Raw genomic sequence first — 12,674 nt, 5'->3', positions numbered from 1 at the left:
GTGGTCTCCCGCACTCCGTCCGTGTCGTGGTTACCCGAGTTCGGCGAGGACCTTGGCGACGATGCGGTCCACGGCGAGGCCGTAGCGGTCGTGGAGAGTGGGCAGTGCGCCGGCGTCGAGGAACTGGTCCGGCAGCGCCACCGGGACCACGCGCTTGCCTATGCCGGCAGAAACGACGGCGGAGGCTACCGTTTCAAACAGGCCGCCTACCACGGAGTGGTTTTCCAGGGTCACGGCGAGCCGGTCGGTGTTGATTTCGGCGAGGACGGTGGCGGCGTCGAAGGGCTTGATGGTGGGGGTGTGGACGACGGCGACGTCCACGTTGTGTGCGGCGAGGGCCTTGGCTGCCTGGAGGGCGCGCATGGTCATCAGGCCGGAGGAGATGAACACTACGTCGTTGCCGCCGCGCAGGACTTTGGCTTTGCCGAGTTCGAAGGTGTAGTCGTACTCGTCGAGGACTGTGGGTACGTTGCCGCGGAGCAGGCGGAGGTAGGTTGGCCCGTCGCTGGCTGCCAGCTGCGGGACGGCCTGCTCGATGTCGATTGAGTCGCAGGGGTCAACGATGGTCAGGTTGGGCATGCCGCGGAAGATCGCCATGTCCTCGGTGGCCTGGTGGCTGGGTCCGTACCCGGTGGTCAGGCCGGGCAGGCCGCCGACGATGTTGACGTTCAGGTTGGGCTCGGCCGCGTCCAGGCAGAGGAAGTCGTAGGCGCGGCGGGCGGCGAACACCGAGTAGGTGGACGCGAACGGCACCAGTCCTGTTTCTGCCAGGCCGGCGGCGGCGCCGAAGAGCAGCTGTTCGGCCATGCCCATCTGGAAGAACCGTTCAGGGAAGGCTTTGGCGAAGATGTGCATGTCGGTGTACTTGCCCAGATCCGCCGTCAGGCCGACGATTTTGTCGTTCTCCTGCGCGGCCTTCACCAGCGCATGCCCGAACGGCGCGGACGTTGTCTTCTGGTCCGGGTCGGCGAAGGAGGCAATCATCGCCGAGGTCTTCAGCTTCGGCTTTGCGGCTGTTGCAGTGTCGGGGGCCTCGGTGGTGGTGCTCATGCTGAAGCCTTTCCTTCGTAGCCGGCGGTGAGTTGCTCGCGGCAGGTCTGCCATTCGTGTTCTTCGATGCGCATGAAGTGCGCCTTTTCGCGGTTTTCCAGCAAGGGGACGCCCCGGCCGACCTTCGTGTCGCAGAGGATCACGGAAGGTCGTCCGGCGGCGGTGGCCTGGGCCGCTGCGTTGTCGAACGCTGCCAGCAGCGCGGCGACGTCGTTGCCGTCCACGCGCTGGGTGTACCAGCCGAAGGATTCCCACTTTTCGGTCACCGGCTCGGTTCGGAGGACTGTGTCGGTTTTGCCGTCGGCCTGGAGGGCGTTGATGTCCACCATGGCGGTGAGGTTGCCCAGTTGGTGGTGGTGTGCGCCCATGGCCGCTTCCCAGGTTGAGCCTTCGTCCAGTTCGCCGTCGGAAAGGAAGTTGTACACTCGGGAGTTGGAGCCCTGGTAGCGCAGGCCCAGGGCCATCCCGACGGCGATGGTCAGGCCGTGCCCCAGCGACCCGCCGGAGATTTCCATGCCGGGGGTGTAGGTGGACATCCCGGACATCGGCAGACGGGAATCGTCCGAGCCGTAGGTTTCCAGTTCCTCCACCGGAACGATGCCCGCTTCAGCCAGCGCCGCGTAGTGGCCGATCGCGTAGTGCCCGGTGGAGAGCAGGAACCGGTCGCGCGCTTCCCAGTGCGGGTCCTCCGCCTTGAAGCGGAGCTGATCGCCATAGACGGTGGCGAGCATGTCCGCTGCCCCCAGTGCCTGGCCAACGTAGCCCTGGCCCTGGACTTCGCCCATGTTCAGGGCGTGGTGCCGGATCCGGTATGCCGCTGCGCTGGTCTCGTGGACTCGTTCTTCGAATGTTGCTGAAGCACGGTGGGTGGTTTGTTCTGGTGTTTGGGTGGCGGGGGCACTCATGCTGAGACCTTTGCTTTCTCGATTTCACCGGTCTTGACCGGCGCGGTTTCTTTCACGAACATGGCCACTGTTGTGGAGATGATGCCCAGGGCCACGAACATGAGGGCCGGGCCGATCCAGCCGATCCAGCCGTAGGCGGCCACGGCGAGGAACGGCAGGACACCGGCGACGAGGGATGCGCCGTTGTAGCCGAGGGATATTCCTGAGGAGCGGACGTTGGCGGGGAACTGTTCGGAAAACCAGCTGGATTCCACGGCGAAGATGGAGTCGTGGCTGAAGAGCAGGGAGATGGCGACGGCGACGACGACCATGATGACCGAGCCGGTGTTGATCAGCAAGAACATTGGGATGCCGAAGGCGATGGTGAAGATTGACCCGAACAGGAAGACGGGCTTGCGGCCGATCCGGTCGCTGAGTGCGCCGTAGGCGAGGTGGCTGACGAGCCCCAGCGCGGATCCGACCAGGGTTCCGAGGAGGACGTTGTTTTTGTCGGTGATTGCCGCGAGGCCGACGTAGGACAGGACGAAGCTGGTGGTGATGTAGTAACCGCCGGTTTCGGCCATACGCAGGCCCATAATTTTGAGGATGACGCGCCAGTCACGCTTGATAACTGTCAGGGCGGGCTGCTTTTCGATGGTGTTTTCCTGCTTCATCTTCACGAAGTCAGGGGATTCCTTGACGCTGAGCCGGATGAAGATGCCGACGACGACCATGATGAGCGATGCCAGGAACGGGGCGCGCCAGACCATGTCACCCTCAAAGAGCTGGGCCGAGAGAAGGAACGCGCCGTTGGCCAGCAGGAGCCCTGCGGGGATGCCAACCTGGGGAACGGCTCCGAAGAAACCGCGCCGGCGGACGGGGGCGTGTTCAACGGACATCAGGACCGCACCGCCCCACTCGGCACCAAAGCCGATGCCCTGGATCATCCGCAGAAGGATGAGAAGGACGGGGGCGATGACGCCGGCCTCGGCGTACGTGGGCAGGACGCCGACGAGCACGGTGGCGCCGCCCATGATGATCAGTGACCAGAACAGGACGACTTTGCGGCCGAGCCTGTCACCGAAGTGGCCGGCGAGGTAACCGCCCAGTGGGCGCATGAAGAAGCCGATGGCCAGCGTGGCGAACGAGGCCAGGACGCCGATGATGGGTTCCTCGGCTGCGAAGAAGACCGTGCCGAAGTATGCCGCGGCCGCCGTGCCGTAAATGAAGAAGTCATAGGCTTCAACGGCGCTGCCGATCATCGAGGCGACGGATGCTTTGACGGATTGGGATTGTGTCTTGCGTGGTGCTGCTGTGTTGCTCATTGTTCCTCCTTGAACAAGTAATGCTGGGGACGGTCTTTAGCTGTAGGTTTCAATGACGCGGGAATCGTCACGGGTGGCCAGGCCCATGCGGGCCGCTTGTTCGTAGCGTTCCTTGGCGGTGTCCAGCAGGGGTGTCTGGGCGCCGGATTTGCGGGCGGCGTCGGCGACCAGGGTGCTGTCTTTGACGAAGATGTTGATGGTGCTTGTGACCTCGACGTCGGTTCCTTCGAGCATCCTTGGGCCCCGGTCAGAGAGCATCCAGGAACCTGCTGCTCCTGAGCTGACGAGGTCCAGGACGTCGGCTTTGTTCAGGCCGAGCGATTCGGCAAGATTCAGCGCTTCCGCCGCTGCCACGATGTGAACCGAGCACAGGTGCTGGTTGACGACCTTGATGGCCTGACCGTCACCGACGGAGGAGCCGACACGGCGAACTGTGCCTAAGTTGGACAAGAGGCTGCTGACTGTTTCGACGTCCTCCGGTGCGCCGGAAGCGAAGATCGTCAGTTCGCCCGTCGTTGCCCTGGCAACCCCGCCGGTGACCGGAGCATCGACCACGGCCGTGCCCTTGAACTGCAGGCGCCCGGCTTCCTCGCGCACCGCGTCAGGTCCTACGGTGCTCATGACGACCCAGGTCTGCCCGGATACATCGGTCGTCTCCAGAGCAGTGGTGATTAGTTGGTTGAGCTGGTCCGGGGTGGCGACCATAACGATGACGGTCTGGGCAGGCGGGGCTTCAGTGATTGAAGCTGCGGCGGAGACGCCCGCGTTGCGGGCACGTTCGTGTTGTGAGACGACGGGATCGACACCGGTGACGGCGTAGCCGTTGAGGGCGAGCTGCGTTGCCATCGGGAGCCCGATGGCACCGATGCCGACGAATGTCACTGCTTGTTGATGAGGCATGTTTCCTACTTCTTTGGAGAGGTTATTTTGGGTGCAGCAGACCAAGCCCCAGGCCTTGCCGCCTGATGCTGTTCTCTGGTCGCGGGGGGTTACTGCTTAGGCTTGTCTGTCATGGTGCGCCAAACATCGAAGTGTCGACGCATGGCGGTCCGGGCAGCCTCGGGGTCATTCTTGGCCAAGGCGTCCGTGATGTCGTAGTGGACCCGGTCGGTGAGGAAATCTTCTGTTGACTCAACCACGGCCAGTGCCCGCCGCCGGCGGTCTGCCACAACGTCCCGGAGTACGTCGCGCAGGCCGTCCTGGAGGAAATTGAAAATCGGATTATCGACCAGTTCGAAAAGGCTTCGGTGGAAGTCGAAGTCCGCGGTGATCGCCTTCTCGACGTCGCCGCGCGATGTTGCATCGACCATCCTGTCGACATGGCTGCGAAGGGTTGCGACTTCTGCCGGGGTCGCTATGAGAGCTGCCTGTTCCACAACAGTCATCTCCAGCATTTCCCGGGCCTGGGTAAACTGTTCGGCGCTGATGTGGCCCAGACGGAGAGCCAAGCGGAAGTAGAGCTGGATGAACCCGGAATCGGGTGCTTCCAGGTATGTGCCGCGGCCCTGGGTCCGGTCCAGGAAGCCCAGGAGCTCCAGGGTAGCAAGTTGTTCACGGAGCATCCCCCGGCTCAAATCCAGGGACGCACCCAGAGCACGTTCGGTGGGTAACCGAAGGCGCCCGGAGGACTCCTCGTTGCTCGCTTCGTTGATGAGCGAATCCACGAGGCCGGCCAGATCCTTTGCCACGACATCTCCTAATTGGTTGAACCAATACATGAGATACTAATCACTAGGGCGCCGCGGGGTCAAGACATTGGTTGAACCAATCTTTACCAGCACTCCCGGGCAAGACTCGGGAGCGCTCAATGAGCCCTATGGGAAGAAAGCCTTTCCGCGCCGAGGGACATGCCGTCGCCATCGTTTGCTGGATCCTGCACATCCCGAAATCGGTCCCGAGCAGCCATAGCCGCTGGGCCCGGCAGGAGCCTGCTGCACTAATATCAAAACTGCGGCTGTCGACAGTCGAATCAACATTGAGGACGGAACGCTATGGCCAGACTGACAGCCCCACTCGTGGGACTTCAGAAGAAGAGCTTGCGCGAGCAGGCGCTCTCGGCGTTAGGGACCGCCATCACCAGCGGTGAACTTGGACCTGGTCGGCACCTGGTGGAAACCGAACTGTCCGAAATGCTGCAAATCAGCCGCGGAACCCTCCGCGAGGCTCTGCGCCAGCTTGAACAGGAAGGACTCCTGTCCGCAGGCTCCCGCGGCAGACTGTCAGTCCGCCACCTCGATGCAAAAGAGATTCGCGACATCTTTGCGGTGCGTGCCGCACTCGAATCTCTGGCTGCACGCACCTTGGCCGAGCTCACCGACCGCGCTCAGGCAATCGAAACTCTGCACCAGAAGGTCGAAGCAATGGATGCGGCACAGAATGCCTCCCTGGAGGATCAGGTCGAAGCCGACATGGAATTCCACCGGACGCTGTGCCGGCTGACAGGCAATGAAACCCTGCTGCACTCCTGGAACTCACTCGAAGGTTCCATCAGGATGTCGATCATGTTCGGCGGACTAGAAAGGGGCATCAAGAACATGGGTGTCGACAGGCACCGCGACATCGTGACAGCCATCAGCACCGGTGACGCTTCCCTGGCAGGACAAACAATCCGCGAACACATGGATACCGCCGCATCCAACCTGGTCACCTAGGACCCGTCGCCCGTTGGTGCCCGCACCATACGCCCCTTGCCCGACCTGCCTCGGCCGGGCAAACCACTATTTGCTGATCACGCGGAAGGAACGGAGGGCGACTTTGTCCCAATGTCAGGTTGGGGTGTGGCTTACTCAGGCGAATTTTCCCGACCTACGCCCTCTTGGGAATCTCAACGCTTCCCGAAGCACCGAGGTTGGTACGGAGGCATCCAGGGTACGTTTCTGTGTCCGAACTGCTGGAGGGGCGGGAGGAACTTAGAGGCCTTCAGCAATGGCGCGCAGAGTCGCGAGATGGGTGGTGTATGCGGTGCGCCCTGCGGCTGTAAGGGAGAGCCAGGTCGGGGGTCGTTTGCCGACGTGACCCTTGCGGATCTTTACGTATCCCACGGCCTCCAGTTGGGAGGCCTGTCTGGAGAGCATCGAGTCGGAGACCTCGATAGTGTCGCGCACAAGGGCGTCCGGGATGTAGGCCCGTGCGGCGTTGTTCAGCCACCGCGGGTCCAGCCCCATTTCTTGTGCCATGTCCGTGGCTACGTCCTGCACCGTCTGCTCCGGGTGGTACACGGCATCGATGTCTGTCGTCGACCGTCGGGAGTCGAACTCGATGGCGATGGCCGCTCCGCCGATGAGATAGATATCTGCGCCGGCACCCCCAGCGTGAAGCCGGCGGGACAGTTCCACGAGAAGCTCCCGTATGTCATCGGATCCGTAAGATGCGCGGCGTTCCGCTCTCATGCTGCGGCCAGGTTCGCGGCATCGAAGACGATGTTCGCTTCGGCGAATTCAACGGGCGTTCGTTCTGCCATTCGTTGCTTCCAGGCAGGCGAGACATGCTTGCGGGGGGTAGCGTACCATTTCGACTCCAGCGGGGGAGTGCTCGTCCAGTCCGGCTCTTTAAGTCCGTGCTGATGGCTTTTGTAGGCGAAGGTCCTGGCCAGCAGGGCGTCCCAGCGCTTCCGGCCAGTCGACGCGGGCCGAGCGAGGAGGAATCGTCGGCGGCCAGCTGGATAGAGATCGTCGAAATAATTGGCGGCCATGGAAAGCACGCGCATGGCGAAATCCGGATCGCCATTGCGCAGCTCCCGCTTAATCTCACGGGCTGCCATTTCCGCGGTCCAGTAGAGTTCCGGTTCCGGAGGGGTTCCTTCGATGGCCAGCCCGGTGCCCAGCTGGGAAAGAACCTTCAGGGCGGTACTGATGGAGACGTTCCTGCCCTGCTCGAGATCAATGAGGGTTGAACGGCTGATACCGGTTGAACGGGCAAGTGCCTCCTGGGACAGGCCAGCATGGAGCCGGTGGCTTTTCACCTGCTCGCCCAGGGGTGTTGCGCACCGAGCCGGTGACCGAGAAGTGGGAATCCTTCGGCTGGTACACCCAGCGGGTGGACGGCAACGACATTTCGGCGAGGCAATCGCACTCAAAGTCGCCGATATCAATCTGCTCTCCAAACCGCCGACTGCACGAATCAGCAAAGCATGGAAACGTGACGGGCAATCCCACTACTACATCGGGCCGACCAAAACCAGGGCAGGAAAGCGAACCATCGGGCTCAACCCCGCCCTGGCAGACCTGCTCATCCCCCTAGTCGCAAGGCAGCCCGGCAGCGAACTGCTGTTCACAACGACCGACGGCCAGCGCATCGCTCACAAAGGAATACAGGCTTGCGGCCGATTTGGCCACCACGGCTTCGGACTGCTCGTTTATCCTTCATTACTCATTTTTAGGCAAGACGCGACGCGACTATCCCTGGAGCCACCGGGCCCCCTCTTCCAGGAGCCGTTCGGCCGCGGGACCGCGCAGGCCTGGAAGGTCTGTGGGCGGTTGTGCACCGGCTGCCGACTGGATATAGGCTAGATGCCGGTAGCCCTCCGGCCACTGGGCAAGGATCCGGGCATCGAGTTGGACAACTGTGCTGGGGATTACCGGATCAAGGCGATCCCGGTCGTAGAAGGCCCGGCGATGCACGATCAGCCAACGGTCGTTTCGGCGCTCGAAAAAATCATAAAAACGGCCAGCACTCGTGACATCGACTTCGTCCTCCCCGACATATCCGCGGACGTTTATGCTCATGCGAGTCTGGGCCAGCGCCCGATCGCCAAGGATGTCGATAGTGCACCCTCCGAGCGTGTGAAACGCGCGCGTCCCGGACTCCCAGGAAGTTTGGGACGCGGTGACGAAGTCCCGCGCCGCTCCTTGGAACCAAGTGGTGACGATGGTGCCGCCCTCATGCCACGCCGAGAGCAGGCGTTTCCAGTCTCCGGTGTCTCTCGCTACCGCCCAACTCTCGACAACTTCCCTTATCTCGACGTTATCGAGCCGTCCCACCGGGAAATTGCCTGCTGGCTGATTCGAGGCTAAATCCCTGCCCATTCCTCTCCCTCCCGCGGGTCGCATCCGGATTCCTCACCGACTTGATTTGGCGAGTCTAGCAGGTTGTCCGCTGTGCGGAGAACTGTCCGACTCGCCAATTGTAGCCGGTCCGCCCCCTCCTCGGTCCCGCGGATTGGAACCTCAGGAGCGTCGCTGAGGTGCCGGGGCGAGGCAGGCCAAGAGCTTTTATCCTGAACAACAGGGCATTTTTTTGGTTATGTCCGCCCGGGGAACGTAGACTTCGTCGTCCTTGCCCGCTACATACAGATCCTTTCAAGTGATTTCCTTGACGTCGTCGGTGTGCCCGTTATCAATGTCCACCACTCGTTCTTACCGGCATTTATTGGTGCAGCACCCTACCGAAAGGCCAAGGAGCGCGGAGTCAAGCTCATTGGTGCAACTTCTCACTACGTCACCAAAAATTTCGATGAGGGGCCAATTATCGAACAAGACCTCACCCGGGTTACGCACGCCAGGACAGCCGTCGATCTTCAGAGACGCGGCGCCGACGTTGAGCGAGCCGTTCTTGCCAGGCCTGTGCAATGGCATGCAGAAGACGCTGTCGTCACCCACGGCAATCTCACCGTCACCATGGCAAGGTCTGAGAGTTGCATGATGTTGGGGGAGGGGCTTTCATTCATTGTAGGCATTGAGCAAAGTGCGGCTGACTGCTAGTCTCCGTCTAACGGACGTTTGTCCGAAAACGCCTAAGAACGTAAGGAGACCCGGTGCTAGCTTCGTCAATGCGGACCACGCCACCCGGCTATTTCACATCTCGCTGGGGGGAGCCGGAGTACACCGATTGGCTCGATGAGTCCATGTCATGGAAGAAGACCTGCTATATAGGCGATTGGTCGTTCATGTGGGAGCGAAAATACACAGGCAAGGACGTCCTTCAGTTCTTTTCCAAGTACACGGTTAACTCGTTCGATAAGTTCGCCATCGGCCAGTCCAAACACGCGATTCACACCAATGTTGACGGCAAGGTCATCCACGAAGGTATCCTCAGCCGGGTCAGTGAAGACGAGTTCGTTCTCTTCGGCCGCGGCTCATTCCTCATGGACTACTACCTCACAAAGGAGCCCACACTCGACGTGCGTTCGGAAGTGCTCGACCTTTTCGTTCTGCAGGTTTCAGGACCGACAGCTTTGCAAACCGCAGAACGCGCAACTGGTCAAAGTCTTCGCGACGTTAAGTTCATGCACTCCGTCCCCGCCCGCGTGGGCAACAACGATGTGAGGGTTCTTCGACAGGGGATGGCCGGCAACGTCGGCTTCGAGTTCCAGGGGCCTCGCGAGTCTATACAAGAGGTGCGGAATGAGATTTTGACAGCCGGTGAGGAGTTCGGCATTCGGGAACTCGGCGGGCGAGCGGTTTTCATTAACCATCTGGAAGCATGTTTTCCGACGATTATCATTGATTATCTGCCCGCCATCTTCGGTGACGACATGACCGAGTATCGCGAGCAGTTCCTTGCATCTCTGCCGCCAGCATCTCGGACCTTCAACATAACGGGGAGTTTCGCCAGCGATAACTTTGCTGACTACTATCGGAGTCCCATTGAGTTGGGCTGGTCTCGCACTGTAAATCTCAACCATGACTTCGTAGGACGCGCGGCCCTTGAGCAGGAGAAGGCCAACCCACGCCGGGTGATCCGCACCCTGGTCTGGAACTCCGACGACGTGCAGGACGTGCACAACTCATACTTCGGTAAGGAAGATCCTTACCGCTTCATGGACATGCCGCGGGACCAGCGCGGCTATGCGTGGAACGACCAGGTGGTCGATGGAGATCGCCTCGTAGGCATTGCCACGTCGCGTGGCTATAGCTACCACTTCCGCGAGATGCTCTCGCTTGCCGTAATGGACGTCGATCACAGCGAGATCGACACACAGGTAGAGGTTGTGTGGGGAGAACCCGGCTCGCGCCAGAAGCTCATTCGGGCCCGCGTCGCACCCGCCCCCTACGCTGATTCAAGCAACCGCCGGGCCGACCTCAAGCACCTCGGCTCCCAAAACGACCTATGACCGATTTCCGGTCCAGCCCTCCCCCTTTTCATTTCCACGGTTCCGCTGATGGGCGACGTCGAAGCCAATACGGCAGGACCAAGGACTTGACGACTACAGTTAGTGCGGCTTGAAGCGCAAATGTTCCAACGATTCAGGAACGACTCGTGGGAATTGAAGAACTAACACTGACCGATAGGCAAGCAAGATTTAAGGCAAGTCTATAGCCAGACAATGTCAAGACTGTTGCACGTAACTGGTCAACGGAGCGTGTTCACGGCCTCCAAATTTATGTTGAACAGGCCGAGTGTGCTCGGCGGCCGAAATACCAAATCTGGCTGCTGCAAAGAAACAGAAGGTGGGAAATATGTCAGCTAAAAAACTCGACGGCACCGCATCTGCAGCAGCTCTCAAGGACGGGCTGCGAGTACGGGTGGCGGCACTAAGTGCCAAGGGAATCAATCCTGGACTGGGTACCCTGCTCGTAGGCGATGACGGGGCCTCGCGCTCCTATGTGACCGGCAAACATCGCGACTGCGCCGAGGTCGGCGTAGCCTCTATCTCAGTCGAGCTTCCCGCGTCAGCGTCGTTCGAGGACATCGCCGCCGCGGTACAGGCCCTCAACGAGGACCCAAAGGTAACCGCGTTCATTGTGCAACTCCCTCTACCACCCGGCATAGACGAGAACGCGATCATCAGGATGATCGATCCAGCAAGGGATGCCGACGGGCTGCATCCGATGAACCTCGGCGGACTTGTACTAGGTATCGACCCCGCCACAGCAGCCCCCGGGCCATTGCCCTGCACACCCGCGGGAATTATCCATTTGCTGAATCGACACGGCGTCGACGTCGCAGGGAAGCATGTGACCGTTATCGGTCGGGGGATCACAGTGGGACGCCCGCTGGGGCTGCTGCTAACCCGCAAAGGCACGGACGCTACTGTGACGCTGACGCATTCACGGACCGCAGATCTCGCCGCTGAAGTACGCCGAGCCGACGTAGTGGTTGCTGCGGTCGGTGTGCCCCATCTGGTGAAACCAGACTGGATCAAACCCGGCGCCGCGGTACTTGACGTCGGGGTGACCCGATCCGGAACCACAGGGCAAGGCCGGGCAAAACTTGCCGGAGATGTCGATCCGGCCGTAGCGGAGGTGGCCGGGTGGCTCTCCCCAAACCCCGGCGGGGTGGGGCCTATGACGCGGGCCATGCTTGTCGCAAACGTCGTCGAAATCGCAGAACGGCTGTCGAACCACTCCGAATAGAAAAACCTCAAAGAAAGGTCTAGACGAGGAATCTCATGGAATTAAATATCCAAGCTCCACAAGACCAGGCGTGCCTTATTGTTCACGGGCCAGACAAACCGGGAATTGTAGCGGCTATCACTGCGCTGATCACCCGCAATAAAGGGAATATCGTAACGCTCGATCAGTATTCGGACAATCCGGAGGGCGGCGCGTTCTTCCAGCGTGTTGTTTTTCATCGTCCCGGTTTAGCCGGCGCTATCCCGGAAATCGAATCCGACCTTACGGATACCATTACCGCTCTTGGGTTGGAGTGGAAGTTGACGAACCATGCGTTGCCGAAACGGATGGCGATCCTGGCTTCAAAATCCGATCACTGCCTCTTGGACTTGATGTGGCGGCACCGTCGGGGCGAACTGCCCGTGTCGATTCCTATGGTGATCTCTAACCACACCAACGTGGCCGAGGACGTGCGCGCATTTGGCATACCCTTTTTCCACGTCCCCTCTCAGGGGCCGGACAAAAGCGAAGCCGAGGCACGCATCCTCGAGCTGGTCCGCGGCAACGCCGACTTCATCGTCCTGGCAAGGTACATGCAAATCATCTCCGAAGACTTCCTCACGCATGTGGAAGTCCCCGTCATTAACATCCACCACTCGTTCCTTCCCGCATTCATCGGTGCTGCTCCCTACCGCAAGGCAAAAGAACGCGGCGTGAAGCTTATCGGTGCGACCAGCCACTACGTAACAAAAGACCTGGACGAAGGTCCGATTATCGAACAGGACGTCACCCGGATCACGCATGCCATGAGTGCTTCAGATCTTCAGGCCCACGGAGCATACGTCGAACGTGCAGTCCTCTCGCGGGCCGTCCAGTGGCATGCGGAAGACCGCGTCATCCGACACGGCAACCAAACCATCCTCTTCACCTGAAGACCCTGATCCTGCAGAAACGACCCTTCGGCTGCTGGGCGGGTCAAATTCGACGGAAAGCTCGAATTTGCGGGGATTAAAGAAGCCCCCAAGCCCCAGCAGTCTCGATCTGCCGGTTCGCGAGCTCAAGCATCAGACCACTGGCGCACACTAGGGAATAGACCAGATGCAGCGAGAACACCCTCGATCGGCGAGGTAAGGACTAACGCG

12 protein-coding genes and 1 pseudogene are annotated in these 12,674 nt (G+C 60.7%); 5 read left to right on the top strand and 8 right to left on the bottom strand.

The window, feature by feature from the left end; translation table 11 throughout:
• Window positions 1-30: 30 nt before the first annotated feature.
• The 5 genes from AC5RTE_RS15045 to AC5RTE_RS15025 form a co-directional block, all read right to left on the bottom strand.
• Window positions 31-1,050: a transketolase family protein gene (locus AC5RTE_RS15045; RefSeq protein WP_494042189.1), complete on the bottom strand. Its 1,020-nt coding sequence runs from the start codon at window positions 1,048-1,050 to the stop codon at window positions 31-33.
• Window positions 1,047-1,955, bottom strand: a complete 909-nt coding sequence (locus AC5RTE_RS15040; protein WP_494042188.1) for a transketolase — start codon at window positions 1,953-1,955, stop codon at window positions 1,047-1,049. The genes AC5RTE_RS15045 and AC5RTE_RS15040 overlap by 4 nt, the downstream gene beginning before the upstream one ends.
• Entirely contained in the window at window positions 1,952-3,259 is a 1,308-nt protein-coding gene (locus AC5RTE_RS15035) for an MFS transporter (RefSeq protein ID WP_494042187.1), read from the bottom strand. The genes AC5RTE_RS15040 and AC5RTE_RS15035 overlap by 4 nt, the downstream gene beginning before the upstream one ends.
• Window positions 3,260-3,295: 36 nt before the next feature.
• The gene (locus AC5RTE_RS15030) at window positions 3,296-4,159 is read right to left on the bottom strand and encodes an NAD(P)-dependent oxidoreductase (protein ID WP_494042186.1); all 864 of its coding nucleotides are present in this window, start codon (window positions 4,157-4,159) and stop codon (window positions 3,296-3,298) included.
• An 89-nt stretch (window positions 4,160-4,248) separates the two neighbouring features.
• Window positions 4,249-4,947 (bottom strand): FadR/GntR family transcriptional regulator, encoded by a 699-nt coding sequence (locus tag AC5RTE_RS15025; RefSeq protein WP_494042185.1) that lies wholly within the window; start codon window positions 4,945-4,947, stop codon window positions 4,249-4,251.
• A gap of 303 nt (window positions 4,948-5,250) precedes the next feature.
• On the opposite strand from AC5RTE_RS15025, the gene AC5RTE_RS15020 reads away from it, so the two are divergent.
• A complete protein-coding gene (locus AC5RTE_RS15020; protein WP_494042184.1) occupies window positions 5,251-5,910 on the top strand; it encodes a GntR family transcriptional regulator in 660 nt (219 codons plus the stop codon).
• Between the two features lie 258 nt (window positions 5,911-6,168).
• On the opposite strand, the gene AC5RTE_RS15015 is transcribed toward AC5RTE_RS15020, so the two are convergent.
• The 3 genes from AC5RTE_RS15015 to AC5RTE_RS15005 form a co-directional block, all read right to left on the bottom strand.
• A complete protein-coding gene (locus tag AC5RTE_RS15015) occupies window positions 6,169-6,594 on the bottom strand; it encodes a transcriptional regulator (protein ID WP_494042183.1) in 426 nt (141 codons plus the stop codon).
• Window positions 6,595-6,644: 50 nt separating this feature from the next.
• On the bottom strand, window positions 6,645-7,220 hold the full coding sequence (locus AC5RTE_RS15010) for a helix-turn-helix transcriptional regulator (RefSeq protein ID WP_494042182.1): 576 nt from the start codon (window positions 7,218-7,220) through the stop codon (window positions 6,645-6,647).
• Between the two features lie 433 nt (window positions 7,221-7,653).
• Window positions 7,654-8,283: a nuclear transport factor 2 family protein gene (locus AC5RTE_RS15005; protein WP_494042181.1), complete on the bottom strand. Its 630-nt coding sequence runs from the start codon at window positions 8,281-8,283 to the stop codon at window positions 7,654-7,656.
• Window positions 8,284-8,511: 228 nt separating this feature from the next.
• Between AC5RTE_RS15005 and AC5RTE_RS15000 the strand changes: the two are divergent.
• The 4 genes and pseudogenes from AC5RTE_RS15000 to purU all read left to right on the top strand — a co-directional run.
• Window positions 8,512-8,871 (top strand): annotated as a pseudogene (locus AC5RTE_RS15000) (formyltransferase family protein); the annotation flags it as partial.
• Between the two features lie 155 nt (window positions 8,872-9,026).
• The gene (locus AC5RTE_RS14995; RefSeq protein ID WP_494042180.1) at window positions 9,027-10,310 is read left to right on the top strand and encodes a hypothetical protein; all 1,284 of its coding nucleotides are present in this window, start codon (window positions 9,027-9,029) and stop codon (window positions 10,308-10,310) included.
• A 346-nt stretch (window positions 10,311-10,656) separates the two neighbouring features.
• The gene (locus AC5RTE_RS14990) at window positions 10,657-11,553 is read left to right on the top strand and encodes a bifunctional methylenetetrahydrofolate dehydrogenase/methenyltetrahydrofolate cyclohydrolase (RefSeq protein ID WP_494042179.1); all 897 of its coding nucleotides are present in this window, start codon (window positions 10,657-10,659) and stop codon (window positions 11,551-11,553) included.
• Window positions 11,554-11,588: 35 nt separating this feature from the next.
• Window positions 11,589-12,464: a formyltetrahydrofolate deformylase gene (gene purU, locus AC5RTE_RS14985; RefSeq protein WP_494042178.1), complete on the top strand. Its 876-nt coding sequence runs from the start codon at window positions 11,589-11,591 to the stop codon at window positions 12,462-12,464.
• Window positions 12,465-12,674: the final 210 nt, after the last annotated feature.

The sequence above is a fragment of the Arthrobacter sp. K41 genome (genome assembly GCF_059089645.1).
The sequence above is the reverse complement of the archived record's forward strand: the minus strand, read 5'-3'. Positions and strand labels throughout refer to the sequence as shown.